At 40.8% G+C, this 17,350-nt stretch carries 16 protein-coding genes; 11 read left to right on the plus strand and 5 right to left on the minus strand.

Annotation, left to right across the window (positions count from 1 at the left end; translation table 11 throughout):
- Positions 1-124: 124 nt before the first annotated feature.
- The 4 genes from D0469_RS03925 to D0469_RS03940 all read left to right on the plus strand — a co-directional run bounded on the left by D0469_RS03925 (position 125) and on the right by D0469_RS03940 (position 3,822).
- On the plus strand, positions 125-1,252 hold the full coding sequence (locus D0469_RS03925) for an N-acetyldiaminopimelate deacetylase (protein ID WP_117325322.1): 1,128 nt from the start codon (positions 125-127) through the stop codon (positions 1,250-1,252).
- A 380-nt stretch (positions 1,253-1,632) separates the two neighbouring features.
- Positions 1,633-2,181 carry a peroxiredoxin gene (locus D0469_RS03930; RefSeq protein WP_117325323.1) on the plus strand — a complete coding sequence of 183 codons (549 nt, stop codon included), beginning with the start codon at positions 1,633-1,635 and terminating at the stop codon, positions 2,179-2,181.
- A 160-nt stretch (positions 2,182-2,341) separates the two neighbouring features.
- Entirely contained in the window at positions 2,342-2,800 is a 459-nt protein-coding gene (locus tag D0469_RS03935; RefSeq protein WP_117325324.1) for a TlpA family protein disulfide reductase, read from the plus strand.
- 362 nt (positions 2,801-3,162) lie between these two features.
- Positions 3,163-3,822, plus strand: coding sequence for a potassium channel family protein (locus tag D0469_RS03940; RefSeq protein ID WP_117325325.1), 660 nt, complete (start codon positions 3,163-3,165; stop codon positions 3,820-3,822).
- Between the two features lie 125 nt (positions 3,823-3,947).
- Here the strand turns inward: D0469_RS03940 and rnjA are convergent, their stop codons facing one another.
- Both rnjA and D0469_RS03950 read right to left on the minus strand, forming a co-directional pair.
- Positions 3,948-5,615: a ribonuclease J1 gene (rnjA, locus tag D0469_RS03945; RefSeq protein WP_117325326.1), complete on the minus strand. Its 1,668-nt coding sequence runs from the start codon at positions 5,613-5,615 to the stop codon at positions 3,948-3,950.
- 6 nt (positions 5,616-5,621) lie between these two features.
- Positions 5,622-5,831: a DNA-dependent RNA polymerase subunit epsilon gene (locus tag D0469_RS03950; protein ID WP_117325327.1), complete on the minus strand. Its 210-nt coding sequence runs from the start codon at positions 5,829-5,831 to the stop codon at positions 5,622-5,624.
- A 588-nt stretch (positions 5,832-6,419) separates the two neighbouring features.
- Here D0469_RS03950 and D0469_RS03955 point away from each other — a divergent pair.
- Positions 6,420-7,196: a Cof-type HAD-IIB family hydrolase gene (locus tag D0469_RS03955; RefSeq protein ID WP_117325328.1), complete on the plus strand. Its 777-nt coding sequence runs from the start codon at positions 6,420-6,422 to the stop codon at positions 7,194-7,196.
- Between the two features lie 87 nt (positions 7,197-7,283).
- Here D0469_RS03955 and def read toward each other — a convergent pair whose 3' ends face one another.
- Together def and D0469_RS20955 are read right to left on the minus strand one after the other, a co-directional pair.
- Positions 7,284-7,838 carry a peptide deformylase gene (gene def / locus D0469_RS03960; protein ID WP_117325329.1) on the minus strand — a complete coding sequence of 185 codons (555 nt, stop codon included), beginning with the start codon at positions 7,836-7,838 and terminating at the stop codon, positions 7,284-7,286.
- Between the two features lie 235 nt (positions 7,839-8,073).
- On the minus strand, positions 8,074-8,244 hold the full coding sequence (locus D0469_RS20955) for a hypothetical protein (RefSeq protein ID WP_158553344.1): 171 nt from the start codon (positions 8,242-8,244) through the stop codon (positions 8,074-8,076).
- A gap of 227 nt (positions 8,245-8,471) precedes the next feature.
- On the opposite strand from D0469_RS20955, the gene D0469_RS03965 reads away from it, so the two are divergent.
- The 6 genes from D0469_RS03965 to D0469_RS04000 all read left to right on the plus strand — a co-directional run bounded on the left by D0469_RS03965 (position 8,472) and on the right by D0469_RS04000 (position 16,327).
- Complete coding sequence (locus D0469_RS03965) at positions 8,472-9,122, plus strand: YkyA family protein (RefSeq protein ID WP_117325330.1); 651 nt, start codon at positions 8,472-8,474, stop codon at positions 9,120-9,122.
- Positions 9,123-9,919: 797 nt separating this feature from the next.
- Complete coding sequence (gene pdhA / locus D0469_RS03970; RefSeq protein ID WP_117325331.1) at positions 9,920-11,035, plus strand: pyruvate dehydrogenase (acetyl-transferring) E1 component subunit alpha; 1,116 nt, start codon at positions 9,920-9,922, stop codon at positions 11,033-11,035.
- A 3-nt stretch (positions 11,036-11,038) separates the two neighbouring features.
- Complete coding sequence (locus tag D0469_RS03975) at positions 11,039-12,016, plus strand: alpha-ketoacid dehydrogenase subunit beta (protein ID WP_117325332.1); 978 nt, start codon at positions 11,039-11,041, stop codon at positions 12,014-12,016.
- Positions 12,017-12,257: 241 nt separating this feature from the next.
- Positions 12,258-13,610, plus strand: a complete 1,353-nt coding sequence (locus tag D0469_RS03985; protein ID WP_117325334.1) for a dihydrolipoamide acetyltransferase family protein — start codon at positions 12,258-12,260, stop codon at positions 13,608-13,610.
- Positions 13,611-13,613: 3 nt separating this feature from the next.
- Positions 13,614-15,023 carry a dihydrolipoyl dehydrogenase gene (lpdA, locus tag D0469_RS03990; RefSeq protein WP_117325335.1) on the plus strand — a complete coding sequence of 470 codons (1,410 nt, stop codon included), beginning with the start codon at positions 13,614-13,616 and terminating at the stop codon, positions 15,021-15,023.
- A 470-nt stretch (positions 15,024-15,493) separates the two neighbouring features.
- Entirely contained in the window at positions 15,494-16,327 is an 834-nt protein-coding gene (locus D0469_RS04000; protein ID WP_233522929.1) for a polysaccharide deacetylase family protein, read from the plus strand.
- 394 nt (positions 16,328-16,721) lie between these two features.
- On the opposite strand, the gene D0469_RS04005 is transcribed toward D0469_RS04000, so the two are convergent.
- Positions 16,722-17,156, minus strand: a complete 435-nt coding sequence (locus tag D0469_RS04005; protein WP_117325337.1) for a DUF1885 family protein — start codon at positions 17,154-17,156, stop codon at positions 16,722-16,724.
- Between the last annotated feature and the right edge of the window lie 194 nt (positions 17,157-17,350).

Below are 17,350 nucleotides of genomic sequence, written 5' to 3' on the forward strand. Positions count from 1 at the left end.
GGCAAGGAATGCCTCGGCAACAATACATTTCCACGAGACCAAGTAGCAGTTTTGTGAGGACGTGGGGGTCTTAGCCGGTGTTCCTTTTGTGCGGGCGCTTACGCTTTTATGAAGGGGGATAAGAGTGAGTACATTAAATCCATTTGTTTCTATCAGGCGTGATTTGCACAAGATTCCTGAACTTGGGTTCCAGGAGTTTAAGACACAGCGCTATATTTTAGATTATGTCGGGGGCCTGCCACAGGAACACTTAGAAGTAGAGACATGGAAGACAGCAGTTTTTGTCAGGGTAAAGGGGAAGAACCCTTCCAAGACAATCGGCTATCGGGCCGATATGGACGGCCTTCCGATTTTGGAAGAAACAAGTCTTCCATTTAGTTCTGAACATCCGGAACAGATGCATGCCTGCGGTCATGATATTCATATGAGCATTGCTCTGGGAGTTCTGACCCGTTTTGCCGAAGAGCCAGCAGCTGATAACATATTGTTTATTTTTCAGCCGGCTGAAGAAGGTCCGGGAGGTGCAGCACCTTTAATGAACACAGATACCATGCAAAAATGGAAGCCTGACATGATTGTAGCTCTCCATATTGCCCCGGAATATCCGGTTGGTACGATTGCTATTAAAGAAGGCCTGCTGTTTGCCAATACCTCTGAGCTTTTTATTGACCTAAAGGGAAAAGGCGGCCATGCTGCTTATCCGCATCTTACGAATGATATGGTGATTGCTGCCTGCTCGCTTGTAGGACAGCTTCAGACAGTAGTTTCAAGGAATGTCGACCCGCTTGATTCGGCTGTGATAACAATCGGAAAAATTACTGGCGGCACAGTACAGAATATTATTGCAGAAAATGCACGCCTGGAAGGTACGATTCGGACTCTTTCTGTGGATTCCATGAAAAAAGTGAAGCAAAGGGTCAAGGAGTTAATTAAGGGTGTGGAAATCGGATATCAATGTGAAGCATCGATAGACTTTGGCTGTATGTACCATGAGGTTAATAATGAAAGTACCCTTACACGCGAATTTATGGAGTTTGCTGCCCGCCAGGAGGGTATTACTGTATTTGAGTGCAGCGAGCAAATGACAGGTGAGGACTTTGGTTTTATGCTTAACGAAATTCCCGGCTTTATGTTTTGGCTGGGGGCTAACTCAGAGTTCGGTCTGCACCATTCTAAAATCAATCCCGATGAATCAGCCATTGAAACAGCTATAAACCTCCTTATCCCTTATTTAAGGTACAAAGGAGAATAATTTTTATGAAATAAGTCTCTGTAAGACATGGTCTTTCAGGGATTTTTTTAATAATCAGCTTTTATTTCAAAGACAGTTGAAGCATTTATAATATTTTGTCGAGATTTGAAGTCGTATTGTTTTATTAAGAAAATGAACAGTGGTAAACTGGTACCTGTTGTAGATAAAAAATCCTGGTTTTTGGTTTACGATAGTGTAATCAGGGGCAACCTTATAATGGCCAGGCTTTGCTTTATTAATAATCAATACTTCTTTAAATTGATTTTAATCAAGTGTTGACGGTAATAGGGGTCTTGTCTATAATGGATATTGTGTAAAAAAATAAATGAGAAAAATAAAATATTTTCTCAATAAAAATTTGTTTTTGGAGGGATTTATTCATGCCAGAGCGTATGGTAGGAAAACAAGCACCTCGTTTCGAAATGGATGCTGTATTAGCAAATAAGGAATTTGGTAAAGTTAGTCTTGAAGAGAATATGAAGAATGATAAATGGACAGTTCTTTTCTTCTATCCAATGGATTTTACTTTCGTATGCCCGACAGAAATCACTGCTATGTCTGACCGTAATGACGAATTTGACGATCTTGATGCTGTTGTAATTGGAGTATCTACTGATACTATCCATACACACTTAGCTTGGATTAATACTGATCGTAAAGAGAACGGCTTAGGCGACCTTAACTATCCGCTAGCTGCAGATACAAACCATGTAGTTTCCCGGGATTATGGCGTATTGATCGAAGAAGAAGGTGTTGCTCTTCGTGGTCTGTTCATCATTAGTCCTGAAGGAGAGTTAATGTACTCTGTTGTTAACCATAACAATATTGGACGTGACGTTGATGAAACACTTCGCGTTCTTCAAGCTCTTCAAACTGGCGGTCTTTGCCCGGCTAACTGGAGACCTGGACAAGCTACACTAAACGCTTAATCGAAATTTAGAAATGTGTGAGGCTGTTCCATAGTGGTTCGTGATGCGTTTTCAGACAAGAATAAGGTGAGGGGAATTCCTGCCGCCCTTGTCTGCCAATCCGTCCCTCTATGGAATAGTCTCTTTTTGGATAAGAAAAAATCATCGGAGGTGCAAAAAAATGAAATTACGTGATCAAATGCCAGAACTACAAGGAGCTACTGACTGGTTAAATGGCCAGGTAACAAAAGAAGAACTGGTTGGTGAAAGACCAACGCTTATCCACTTCTGGTCAGTAAGCTGTTATTTATGTAAAGAAGCTATGCCGCAGGTTAATGAATTCAGGGACAAATATCAGGGCAAGCTTAACGTTGTGGCTGTCCATATGCCGCGTTCTGAAGATGACCTTAACATGGATGACATTAAGAAAACAGCGGAAGAACATGGCATATCACAGCCAATCTTTGTTGATAACGAATTAAAGCTTAATGATGCTTTTGAAAATCAATATGTTCCTGCTTATTATGTGTTTGACAAAGAAGGAAAGCTTCGTCACTTCCAGGCTGGCGGAAGCGGTATGAAAATGCTTGAAAAGCGCGTAAACCGTGTTCTTGATGAAACTGAAGCAGCAGAAAAGTGATTATACCTATTAAACAAGCCAGGCTTAGCCTGGCTTTTGTTGTGCTGAAATAAAGATAAAAAGGCAAAACCTGCTTAAAGAAAAAACTAAAAATACTCCCCGCTTCACGATCCATGATTCTCCAGACAAAAGTTTCTTTTTTATAAGGCTATATCGGACAACAAAAGTTCGCGAGCTTTACAGTAGAGGCACAATTAGTTAGTTAAGTAATGAATCAAAAGCAGACTGAGGTGTGAGTTCCCTGATAATCATGTTACAATAATAAAAAGAAGTATTTTGAATTATCGAGAACAGCGTGATTCACTAATAATAGCGTTTATACGATTTTTTCTATTAGCACGAATATTGTGGGGGAATTCTCAGTGAAAAAAGAATTTGTTGTAATCGGTCTGGGCCGTTTTGGAGGCAGTATTTGCAAGGCTCTAGCCGAGCAAGGAATGGAAGTACTGGCAATTGACAATAATGAAGACAGAGTGAATGAATATGCAATGATTGCATCTCACGCTGTTGTTGGAGATACAACGGATGAAATGGTCTTAAAAAGCCTAGGCATCCGTAACTTTGACCATGTCATCGTAGCAATTGGCGATAATATCCAATCCAGCATCTTGACGACTCTGATGCTGAAGGAACTGGGTGTTAATAATATTACCGTGAAAGCGCAAAATGATTATCATGAAAAGGTGCTGCGTAAAATTGGTGCAGACCATGTGGTCCATCCAGAACGTGATATGGGCCGAAGAATTGCAAACAATATCGTTTCCAATAATGTTTTAGATTATCTCGAGCTTTCGGAGGAGCATTCCATTGTAGAAATTGTTGCCAGCCAAAAAATGGATGGCAATTCAATCATTGATTTGGATATCCGCGCGAAATATGGAATTAATATCGTTGCCATCAAACGCGGCCAAGATATTATAGTTTCACCACAGGCAAATGAAATTATCAGGACAGGAGACATCTTGATTGTAATCGGAGCTGATACAGACATTAACCGGTTTGAAAGACGGATAGTTGAATAAGGTAGTTTGCACAAAATAGAATGCCGCTCCCAGTTGGGAAGCGGCATTCTATTTGCTATGCAATGTATAACAGCTATGAGCAAGTCTTCCGGATGCTGGAAGGTTATCCTATATGCTAGCGCCTCTTAAACCTCCATTATGATCGGAAGGATCATAGGACGGCGTTTTGTTTTTTCATAAAGGAATGGGGAAAGTGTGTCAGTGATTTCATTTTTAATTTCGGACCACTGAGTTGTCCTTCTTTCCATTACTTTATTCAGGTGCTTTGTGATAAGTGTTTGAGCGTCATTAATTAGGTCTCCGGACTCACGCATATAGACAAATCCGCGGGAAATGATGTCAGGACCAGCCGCAATTTTGAAATCTTTCATATTAATACTTACAACAACTACTACTAGTCCTTCTTCAGAAAGAATGCGGCGGTCGCGCAGCACGATATTTCCTATATCACCAATTCCGCTTCCGTCAATATACACCGAACCAGAAGGAATCTTTCCAGCGATTTGGGCAGTATTCTCACTAAGCGCCAACACTTCGCCGTTGTCCATGATAAAGCAGTTTTCTTCAGGTACACCGCAATCAATAGCATGTCGCGCATGCATCTTCTGCATTCGGTACTCCCCATGGATCGGCATGAAAAACTTTGGATTCATCAGGCGAAGCATCAGCTTTTGCTCCTCCTGCCCGCCGTGTCCAGAGGTATGGATGTCACTAAGTTTTCCGTGAATAACTTCCGCCCCAGCTTTAAAAAGCATGTTAATGGTTCTGCTGACTGAAATGGTATTACCCGGGATAGGGGAAGAAGAAAATACAACTGTATCTCCGGGTATGATTTGAATCTGCCTGTGAGTCCCATTTGCAATTCTGGACAGGGCTGCCATTGGTTCACCTTGGCTTCCTGTACACAGGATCGTAACCCGGTTTGCAGGAAGTCGGTTGATTTGATTTGACTCAATGAATGTATCCTTAGGAGCGCGAATATAGCCAAGCTCCTGGCCAATTGTGATAGCTGCTTCCATGCTTCTTCCAAAAACGGCTATTTTACGGCCGTTTTGGACTGCAGCTTCCGTAACCTGCTGCAAGCGATGGATGTTGGAAGCGAATGTAGCGAATATAACGCGGCCGTCCACTTTTCTGAATATATCATGGATGCTTTCGCCCACACGGCTTTCGGACATTGTGAAATTAGGTACTTCGCTGTTTGTGCTGTCAGAGAGCAGACAAAGTACGCCTTCTTTTCCGATTTCAGCCATTTTTATCAAGTTGGCAGGTTCACCGACTGGAGTGAAATCAAATTTGAAATCTCCGGTATGGACAATCTGCCCTGGAGGAGTCTTAACAACGATACCATATGAATCTGGAATACTGTGAGTAGTGCGGAAAAATGTAACCGATGTTTTGCGGAATTTTATAATGTCGTCCTCTTGAATTTCAATCATCTTCGTTTGCCGAAGAAGTCCATGCTCTTCAAGCTTGTTACGCAATAGGCCGAGTGCAAGCTTGCCGCCATAAACAGGGACATTCACTTCGCGAAGCAGGTAAGGAATACCGCCGATATGGTCTTCATGGCCATGGGTAATGAATAACCCTTTAATTTTATCAGCGTTTTTTACTAAGTATGAATAATCCGGGATTACATAGTCTATACCGAGCAGTTCATCTTCCGGAAATTTAATTCCCGCGTCAATCAGGATGATTTCGTCCTGGAACTGAACGCCATAAGTGTTTTTTCCTATTTCGCCAAGTCCGCCGAGGGCGAATACAGCTGTTTGATCATTTTTCACAAATTTCATAAATTATCATTGCTCCAATACTTTAAAATCTGCATTTCGTTTTTCATATTCTAAGTGATCACCAGTCACAGGCTGGATGAACTCAATGTTGTAAGGCTCATGCTTGATTTTCAAGCGGACGTCGCGTTCCGATTCAGCCTCTACATAAATTGTTTTAGTGTTTTCACGAACAGGTACCTGTGATGCATTTACTTGATAGTATACCTTAAATATCATTTTTATCGCCCCTCATTTAATTAATTGCTTTTTTCATTATATATAAAAAACACAATTATTTCATGTTTTACAACATCCAGTTAATTAAATGTAAAAATATAAAGAAAATGGAAAAAGATAGTCACTTGAAAACTGTACAATAAAGAAGAAGCCCTTCGCAAGTTTTGAAGGGCTTTTTTAGCATAAATTATGCAATTGTTTTTTTTCTTAACAGATCATTCCATTGTTTAAGCAGCTTTTTGCGCAGCTTTTTTAACATGGCTGATCACTCCCTTTGTCCTTATTTTATACCAATTTGCCAGAATGTAAATATGTCTTTATGGGGAATTTACTATATTACATCCCTGGAATTTCAGAAAGTTTTCTTTTGCTTAAGGTTTGTCCGCAAGCCGCCCATACTAGTAAATAAGTTCTTTGCTTATAGAGTATGTTATTAGATGCAAACTATTTCAAGGATATTAATGGAAAAAATATCAGCTGGAGGCGCTGGACAGCCCGATGTGCTTGACATCCAAAAGAGCGGGGTTTTTAATTGTAGCAGGATAAAAACTATCAGGAAGCCAAAATTCTGATTAGGAAGTGAAATGTTTGGATAAGAAAATTGTTTTTTTTGATATTGATGGTACATTGCTTGACCATGATAAAAAGCTGCCCGATTCGACTCGTCTTGCGATTAAAGAGCTGCAGGAAACTGGAGTATTTGTCGCAATTGCAACAGGCAGGGCACCTTTTATGTTTGAACCTCTAAGAAAACAGCTTGATATCGATACTTTTGTTAGTTTTAACGGACAATTTGTGGTTTTTGAGGGTGAAGTGATATACAGAAATCCGCTCTGTCAGACTGGACTCGAAAGACTTACCGCTAAAGCAAAATCACTTGGTATCCCATTGGTGTATATGAATGAGTCAACAATGAAGGCAAGCGTCCGGTCAAGTGAAAGAATTGAGGAGGCTATGGCATCACTCAGGTTTCCTCATCCTGAAATGAACGAAGTTTTCTATACAGATAGTGATATCTTTCAATCGCTCTTGTTCTGCACAGAAGAGGAAGAAAAAAGCTATACGGACTCATTTCCGGAATTCCACTTTATTCGCTGGCATCCGTATTCCATCGATGTCCTGCCTCATGGAGGATCAAAAGCTGAAGGCATAAAGATCCTAATGGAGAGGGTGGGTTTTAAGCTGGAGGATGTATACGCGTTTGGTGACGGATTAAATGATATTGAGATGATTAAGACCGTAGGCTATGGCATTGCAATGGGCAATGCGGGTGATGCGCTAAAGGAACATGCTTATTATGTAACAAGAGATGTAGCGGAAGATGGTATCCTGCACGGATTAAAAGAAATGAAGCTGATAAAATAATGAGCAGTATACTTAATGCTAAAAGAGAAAAAACCTTGCTGTGTGACATAGAACAGCAAGGTTTCATAGGCTTTAAAACCGATTTTATTAACGGTCAATCGCTGACGCGTTTTCCGGAATAGCAAACGGATCATTTTCTTGGATGTGATCATAAAACATAATTCCGTTTAAATGGTCGATTTCATGCTGAAAAACAATGGCGGGCAGGCCTCTTAAGCGAATCTTTACGTCCTCACCTTCTAGGGTAGTACCGGTTACTGTGACTCTTGAATAACGCGGTACATAGCCAGGGACAGACCTGTCTACAGATAAGCAGCCTTCACCTGCAGTCAAATAAGCTTTTTCGACTGAGTGGCTGACAATTCTCGGATTAAATAGAGCATAGCTAATTAAATTACCTTTTTCATCTGTCAAATGGACAGCAATCATCCGTTTTGCGACATTTATTTGCGGAGCTGCAAGGCCGATTCCAGGACGAAGCCCATATTTTTCAGCGATAACCGGATCTTGGCTATTTTGAACGTATTCCACCAAGTTGCCCAGTATTTCCTTTTCCTCGTCGGTTGCAGGCAGCTGGACCTCTGCGGCAACCTTTCTAAGAGTTGGATGCCCCTCTTTAATGATATCCTTCATCGTAATCACTATATTCACCTCTGTTTAAGTACCAACTGACATTCATATGATTTAGTCTAACAAAATGAAGGTCAAATGTTAATTGCTAACTGCGGCACAAAGAATGCAAATTACTGCTATTAATATGTGAAAGAAGCTCCTTCCGTTAAAAAAGGTTAACTGCTTCAACATTCGACAACAATGCGGCAGCCTTTTGGGTTAGTTCGATAATAAAGTTTTTGAACGCAGCTATTACGGGTATATCTCATTTGTGAATATGTTCATCACCACGTGAGTAGAAGATACCGACAATGATAAGCAATATAAATAGTATAATTACGACAGTAAAATTAATGGCAGATTTTTTGGGATGGGGTTCCGGGGAGTGATAGCCATAATGAAAATATTCATGGCCGGTATTATAAGAGCCGTACATAATAATCCTCCTTTTTCATACGAAATGCTTTTTCTATAGCTTATGCCCAGGTATTGGTTTATGTATAGGCTTATGCCCAATCATAATTTATTGCCTGCTGAATATAATGGTTTACATAAACTTCATAGGGAGGACAAGCCGTCCGCTGTGAGGATACAGGGTTGTTTCTTATTGTCAAATAGTTGGTGAGCCGTTATAGTAGATATATTATTTAGGGGGAATTACTAGTGTTTAAACATATAAAGCCTTTTGCACTTATCATATTAGCAGCTATCTTCTTAACAGGCTGCCTGAACGGATCTCCAGAAGAAAAAATTTTTAAAATTCTGGAAGAGGTGGTGGTTAAAGAAAATGGGTTTAAGGAGCAGCAGACGCCGCTTGTGGACTTAGAAAAGAAGGAATCGGACATCTATTCACAGATCATTAAGCTTGGAATAAAGGATTATGATAAAATTGTGTCTCTTTCCAATGAAGCCCTGCAAAATATCGATAAAAGGGAAGAACATATAAAAAAGGAACATGACAGCATTGGAGAGGCAGAGAAAGAATTCAAAAAGATTGAAGAACTAATTAAAGACATTGAAAAAGAAGATGCCAGGAATAAGGCAATAAAATTAAATAATACAATGAAAGAACGCTTTAAAGTACACGAAATCCTATATAAAGCGTATCTGGAAAGCCTGAAGAAAGACCGGGAACTGTATGGACTATTTAAACAAAAAGATTTGAGAATGGAAGACCTTCAAAAGAAAATAGATGAAGTTAACCAAACCTATGATAAAGTTATAAAAGAAAATGATAAGTTCAATAAATTAACAGAAGAGTATAACAAAGAAAAGATGGAGTTCTATAAAAGTGCTGGCCTGAAAGTTTCTTAAAATTAATCAAAAGGACAGTATTTCTTCTATCATAATAAGCCGTTTTGGGGACTGCCACAGGGCATTTTGAGTGGTGCTGGTTCCTAAAGGGGCTTTTTTTTTGTTAAAACATAATTCCACCTTGGTGTGGTATTTGAAACTATTTCTGAAATCTATTGACCGTCATCGTGTGTAAATTTGGCCAAAAATAGGAATGATAGACAATAGGCGAAAAATGTTTTTATGGTGAGCCGAGCTGTTAAATAAAGGATTTTTTTTAGTTATAGTACAGTTATTCATATTGATATGTAACAGATTGCTGTCTAAGGAGGATTCAATCTAAAGTATTGTTCGTAATCTTATGCTGTGAAATTGTTGTGCTTAGTATTTGACTAAAAATATTTTGTTGGGTAAACTTGAAAATGGAATAAAGCATTGTATCATTTTAGCGGACGAAAGTATTAGTACAGCACGCATTGCCTAGATGGTGCACAAAACAAAACATGTTTCAGCGCTGGTGGACGTGGAAAATAACGAATGGTTTGTTTCTTTGCGGAAAGGAAAATATAAATAATTGTATTTACCTTTAACACGCAAAAAGCAGAACAAGGATCAGTGCGCCGGTATGGAACCTAATTACATAACAACATGATTCCATAGGAGATCACTGGTTGAATATTAATCATGTGTCCCTCTAATAGACCTATCTGCGCTTCTATATGGGTCGCAAAAGTGTGGATTTTCTGCGTTTTGACTGGAAGTGGAAATGCTTTATCGCAAAATATAACCTTTTTAGTGAAAGGAAGAGGTGGCTAGAGATGGCTTCTAAAGAACAAAAAGCTCAATTTGACGTCAAGACTCAGCTTGAAAATGTAACAGAACAGTTTAAAACCTTGCAAGTTTTAAATGAAGAAGGCGAAGTTGTAAATGAAGCAGCAATGCCTGATCTAACAGACGAACAATTACAGGAATTAATGAGACGAATGGTATACACACGTATTCTTGACCAGCGCTCTATTTCCTTAAACCGCCAGGGACGCCTTGGTTTTTATGCTCCTACTGCAGGACAGGAAGCATCCCAATTAGCTTCCCAATTTGCACTGGAAAAAGAAGATTTCATTTTGCCGGGCTACCGTGATGTTCCGCAAATTATTTGGCACGGCCTTCCATTGCATCAGGCATTCTTATTTTCACGCGGACATTTCCAAGGAAACCAGATCCCTGAAGGCGTTAATGTAATCTCTCCGCAAATTATCATTGGTGCGCAGTACATTCAGGCAGCCGGTGTTGCATTAGGAATGAAGAAAAATGGTAAAAAGACAGTAGCCATCACTTACACTGGTGATGGGGGTGCCTCTCAAGGTGACTTCTATGAAGGTATTAATTTTGCGGGTGCATTCAAAGCTCCAGCTATTTTTATCGTTCAAAACAACCGCTTTGCGATTTCAACACCAGTTGAAAAGCAATCAGCAGCTAAAACGATCGCCCAGAAAGCAGTTGCAGCGGGTATTCCAGGCATCCAGGTAGACGGAATGGATCCATTGGCAGTGTATAAGGCTGTTAAAGATGCTCGTGAACGTGCTGTAAACGGAGAAGGTCCAACATTAATTGAAACGTTAACATACCGTTATGGCCCGCACACAATGGCTGGAGACGATCCAACACGCTACCGTACTTCTGAGCTAGATAATGAGTGGGAACAAAAGGATCCGCTTGTCCGTTTCCGTAAATTCCTTGAAAAGAAAGGAATTTGGAATGAGGAAATGGAAACCGGAGTGATTGAACAGGCAAAAGAAGACATTAAAGAAGCCATTAAAAAGGCTGATGAAACACCAAAGCAGAAGGTTACTGACCTTATGGATATAATGTTTGAAGACATGCCTAACTACTTAAAAGAACAATATGAAATTTATAGAGAAAAGGAGTCGAAGTAAGCCATGGCTCAAATGACAATGATTCAAGCAATTACGGATGCAATGCGTACAGAAATGCGCAGGGATGAAAAAGTCCTTGTTTTCGGTGAAGACGTTGGTGTAAACGGCGGTGTATTCCGTGCAACAGAAGGATTGCAGAATGAATTTGGTGAAGAACGTATTTTTGATACGCCGCTGGCTGAATCCGGAATCGGCGGTCTGGCAATCGGGCTTGGACTTCAAGGCTTCAGACCTGTAATGGAACTGCAGTTCTTTGGTTTCGTTTTTGAAGTAATGGACTCCATTGCTGGACAAATGGCTCGTATGCGCTATCGTTCAGGCGGCCGCTACACCTCACCTGTAACGATCCGTTCTCCTTTCGGAGGAGGAGTTCATACTCCTGAAATGCATGCTGATAACCTGGAAGGGTTAATGGCTCAGTCTCCGGGTTTAAAAGTAGTTATCCCTTCAACTCCTTATGATGCAAAAGGTTTGCTGATTTCTGCTATCCGTGATAACGATCCTGTTATTTTCCTTGAACATATGAAACTTTACCGTTCTTTCCGCCAGGAAGTTCCAGAAGGCGAATATACTATTCCTATCGGAAAAGCGGATGTGAAAAGAGAAGGAAGCGATCTTTCTATCATTACCTACGGAGCAATGGTGCATGAATCAATTAAAGCTGCCGAGGAGCTTGAAAAAGAAGGCTACTCAGTAGAAGTAGTTGACCTGCGTACGATCACTCCACTGGATATTGATACAATTATTGCTTCTGTTGAAAAGACAGGACGTGTAATCGTTGTTCAGGAAGCGCAGCGCCAGGCTGGTATCGCAGCACAAGTTGTAGCAGAAATTAATGAGCGTGCAATTCTTAGCCTGGAAGCTCCAGTATTGCGTGTTGCAGCAGCTGATACTGTGTTCCCATTCTCTCAAGCAGAGTCTGTATGGCTTCCAAACCATAAAGATATAATCGAAACGGCTAAAAAAGTACTTACGTTCTAATAAATCTGAAAGTATAACTTTCTCAATTTATACTGATGTCTAGCTCCAGCGCCAAGCAACTTTTTTTCCGTAGAAAAATAAAGCCCCGACGCATAGGACGCGGCGGTTTTAACCGTTCTTCCTTTATAAGGAAGTGCTAGCGTCGGCATTTGGCACAGGACGTGCCAGACTTTAGCCGACGTTTCATTGGCGGGCACTTACGCTTTTCTTAATAATCATTGATCAATAGGAGGTTGAAACCATGTCATTCCAATTTAGGCTCCCAGATATCGGTGAAGGTATCCATGAGGGTGAAATTGTAAAATGGTTCGTGAAGCCAGGAGATAAAGTGCAAGAAGACGACGTTCTTTGCGAAGTTCAAAACGATAAAGCGGTAGTTGAAATACCTTCTCCTGTTGCCGGAACTGTAGAAGAAATTCTTGTTGAAGAAGGTACCGTTGCGATCGTTGGTGACGTTTTGGTTAAATTTGATGCACCTGGCTATGAGCATCTTCAATTCAAGGGCGACCATGAAGAAGGCGAACAGAAAACGGAAGCACAGGTGCAATCCACTGCAGAAGCAGGCCAGGATATGCAAAAAGAAACTCAAGGCACTGAACAGCCAGCAGCTGCTACAGGTGCCGGCGCACAGCCACAGGCTGATGTCGATCCTAATCGCAGGATCATTGCAATGCCTTCTGTCCGCAAATATGCGCGAGAAAAAGGCGTTGATATCCGACAGGTAGCTGGTTCAGGCGACAATGGACGTGTAATGAAAGAAGATATCGATGCATTTGCAGCTGGAGGCGGACAAGCTGCTGCAGCCCCTGGACAGCAAGAAGCAACGGCTCCTGCTCCAGCAGAAACAAAGGAAACAAAAGCTCCAGCTGCTGCAGCAATTCCTGCTGGACAATATCCGGAAACACGTGAAAAAATGAGCGGAATCCGTAAAGCGATTGCTAAAGCTATGGTTAATTCCAAGCATACTGCACCTCACGTAACATTAATGGATGAAGTGGAAGTTACGAAGCTTGTAGCACACCGTAAACAATTCAAGGATGTTGCCGCACAAAAAGGAATTAAGCTTACATTCCTGCCTTATGTGGTAAAAGCATTAACAAGTGCACTGCGTGAATTCCCTGCGCTAAATACATCACTTGATGACGCAACAAACGAAATCATCCATAAGCATTACTACAATATCGGAATTGCAGCCGATACTGAAAAAGGCTTATTGGTTCCTGTCGTGAAGGATGCTGACCGCAAATCAGTGTTCAACATTTCCAATGAGATCAATGAACTGGCTGGAAAAGCACGTGATGGAAAACTTGCTCCAGATGAAATGAAAGGTGCTTCTTGCACAATTTCCAACATCGGATCAGCTGGAGGACAATGGTTCACTCCTGTCATCAACCATCCTGAAGTTGCAATCCTTGGAATTGGACGCATTGCTGAAAAAGCCATCGTTAAGAATGGTGAAATCGTGGCAGCTCCAGTATTGGCACTTTCTTTAAGCTTTGACCACCGTATGATTGATGGTGCAACTGCACAAAACGCAATGAATCATATCAAGCGTTTGCTAAATGATCCAGATCTATTGTTAATGGAGGGATAATTCATGGTAGTAGGAGATTTTCCAATTGAAACAGATACTCTTGTCATTGGTGCAGGTCCTGGCGGGTATGTAGCAGCAATCCGTGCAGCGCAGCTCGGGCAAAAAGTAACAATCGTTGAAAAAGGAACTCTTGGAGGGGTTTGCCTAAATGTCGGCTGTATCCCTTCAAAAGCTTTAATTTCTGCTGGGCATCGTTATGAGCATGCTAAGCATTCTGAAGACATGGGAATCAGTGCTGAAAACGTGACTGTTGACTTTTCAAAGGTACAAGCCTGGAAAGGTACTGTAGTTAAAAAGCTGACAGGCGGCGTTGAAGGCTTATTGAAAGGCAATAAAGTGGACATCGTCAGTGGTGAAGCATATTTTGTGGACGCAAACTCTGTCCGTGTTATGACGGAAAACTCTGCACAGACATACACTTTTAAAAATGCAATTATTGCGACGGGTTCCACACCAATCGAATTGCCTGCATTTAAATACAGCAAGCGCGTGATTAACTCAACTGGTGCCCTTGCTCTTCAAGAAATACCGTCATCAATGGTCGTTATTGGCGGAGGCTATATTGGCACAGAGCTTGGCGGTGCATATGCGAATTTCGGAACAAAGGTAACGATTCTAGAAGGCATGGATGAAATCCTTTCCGGTTTTGAAAAGCAAATGTCTGCTTTAGTAAAACGTAATCTAAAGAAAAAAGGTGCTGAAATCATCACAAAGGCATCAGCTAAAAGTGTTGAGGAAACTGAAAATGGCGTTGTTGTAACATATGAAGCTAAAGGTGAAGAGCAGAAGGTGGAAGCTGATTATGTACTAGTAACAGTTGGACGCCGTCCAAACACTGATGAACTTGGCCTTGAGCAATTAGGCATTAAAATGTCTGACCGGGGCGTAATCGAAATTGATAAACAATGCCGCACAAGTGTAAGCAATATTTATGCAATTGGTGACATCGTTCAAGGGCCGCCATTGGCACACAAAGCTTCTTATGAAGGTAAGATTGCTGCCGAAGCAATTGCTGGCCATTCATCTGAAATCGACTATCTGGCAATCCCTGCAGTAGTATTCTCTGAGCCTGAACTAGCTTCAGTTGGATATACTGAAAAGCAGGCAAAAGATGAAGGTATCGATGCAGCCGCTGCTAAATTCCCATTTGCAGCAAATGGACGTGCTTTGTCACTGAACATGACAGACGGCTTTATGAAGCTTGTTACCCGGAAAGAAGACGGCTTGGTAATTGGGGCCCAAATCGCCGGACCAGGCGCTTCTGATATGATCGCAGAACTTGGTTTAGCAATTGAAGCGGGTATGACAGCCGAAGACATTGCCATGACTATTCACGCTCACCCAACATTAGGTGAAATCACGATGGAAGCTGCTGAAGTAGCACTTGGCAGCCCAATCCATATCATTAAATAAAATAAGTATAAGTCGGTCAAGGCCCGCTAAAAGCGGTGCCTGTGACCGGCTTTTTTTATTGTTAAAGGTATCAGCTTTTAGTAATTAAAGGCTATGCCTGTACATATATTTAGATTTACTAGAAGAAATGTCAGGAGTTGGCCGTTGTGAAGACCTATATCGTTTTTTTATTTCAAATGATGATATGGAGCGGGTATTCTGTAGTGGAATGGCTGTCTGATCACGATAGACTATTTTTTAATGCAGGAATGTTTGTCATTTTTTCGTATCTAGCCGTTTATACTGGAAAAGCAATGCTACAATCAGGGAGGAAAACGGCATGTATTACAATCGTTAGCTTAGTGAGCTATTCAGGGCTGCACTTGCTTTTTCGCATATTTCTTCCATATTAATTGCCCAAAAGTGAAAGATAACAGTATCATAGAGATGAGCAACAATGGCAGATTCGAATATCAACAAGGAGGACATCCATGAAATGGAAAATGATAGCATTCATGGCAGCCTTTTTCCTGTTAGCCGGGTGTGGTCCAATTGAGGAAACAGCTAAGCCTGAAAAAACGCAAACTCCCCCGGCAGCAAATGAAGCTGCGAGCAAAGAAGAGAAGAACCCAGAACAACAGGTAAAGCAAGCGGAGCCTGCAAAAGACGCGGCTCTGCCTCTTACTCCCGCCTACAGGCTAAATCCTGGCAACTGGACTATCAAACCTATAGCAGGGGAGAATCCAAAGGTGGTACTTCTTACTATTGATGATGTACCCGATCAAAATGCACTCCAAATCGCAAAGTCACTTCAATCTTTGGGTGTAAAGGCGATTTTCTTTGTGAATGGACATTTTATTGATTCTGAAAATGAAAAACTGGTTCTGAAGCAAATCGATCAAATGGGGTTTATGATTGGCAACCATACATTCAATCATAAAACTTTGAAGGAACTATCTGAGTTTGAGCAATATAATGAAATAGTTAAGGTGAACGATGCAGTTGAACAGATAATTGGTAAACGCCCAAAGTTTTTCAGGGCGCCATTTGGAATCAACACTGACTATTCCCGAAAAATCGTCGAAGATGAAAAAATGCTATTGATGAATTGGACATATGGATATGACTGGGAAAAAGATTACCGAAACAAAGCAGCTTTGGAGAAAATAATGGTAAACAGTCCGTATTTAACAAATGGTGCAAATCTGCTGCTGCATGACCGAGTCTGGACAAGCCAGGCTATGCCTCAGATCGTAAAAGGCCTCCAGACAAAAGGTTATGAAATACTTGACCCTGCATTATTAGAGACTCCAACAAATGATTAGGATGAAAGTAAAAAGGCACCTTAACTAAACAAGGTGTCTTTTGATGGCTTAAGAACAGATAACTTTTTTACACATGTACGGATGGCCAGTAACTTTTGTTCTTAGAAAGGTAAAGTCCAGATGAATAGGGCAAGAAACGCTACAGCAGCGAATCATCGAACATATTATAGTGTCAGCTATGTGAGGATGTGCTGGCGACGGAATTTAGAACAGGACTGAGGTTGAAATAGCCTTTAATTTAAACCCTGCCAGAACTTGGTAGGCCTTCCTTTTGACCAGGGATCGTGCGGCTTCTCTTATGAAAAAGTGAAAATTGTCATAAAAAATGACATTACATCGTATTCTACAATTATATAAAAAAACCAGATACTTATTTCCACCTGGTAATTGTTTCTTATTTGCGAGGATAAAAATACATTATCCGGTTATTGAAAAGATGTAATTCACCTTTCAGTTTTTTCGCAAGAAATTTGCTGAATTCATTAGCTTTTCCTTTATCCCCATATGTAGAAGCCTGTGGCAGTGTTAATTGAATGTATGTTTGGATTCGCTCATGTTCATCATTATCAAAAACTTTTTCCTGGTCAACCCCAAGCAGGATCACGTTATACCGGTCGGCTTTTGATTGAAGGTACATCCATTTGCCTCGGCCTTCCTCTGTTTCCTTAATCTCATAAGGAAACGCATTTTTACTATAATCCCAGTCAAGCTGATCACCTGTTTTTTCAGTAATGGTTTTATAATAATTAAACAATTCTTTGACCTCTTCAGTGGTAATGGTTTCCTTTGATGAACCAGGAACTAATTTTATATAAGCACTAGCAGACATTCCTTAATCCCCTTTCCCAGTCTTAAAATCATTTGCTATGTATTCTCTTGATGCCAAATTTCCCACGTTTCACCTATATTCTAGCATTATGACAAAGCAGCAGACAACACAATTCCCCATAGATTGTATTAAACTTGATTGAAGCTGATTTTTGAATTATAATAATATTCAGAAAATTAATTAGGAGGAAAACA

This window comes from Peribacillus saganii, assembly GCF_003429095.1.
GTDB classification, from domain to species: domain Bacteria; phylum Bacillota; class Bacilli; order Bacillales; family DSM-1321; genus Peribacillus; species Peribacillus saganii.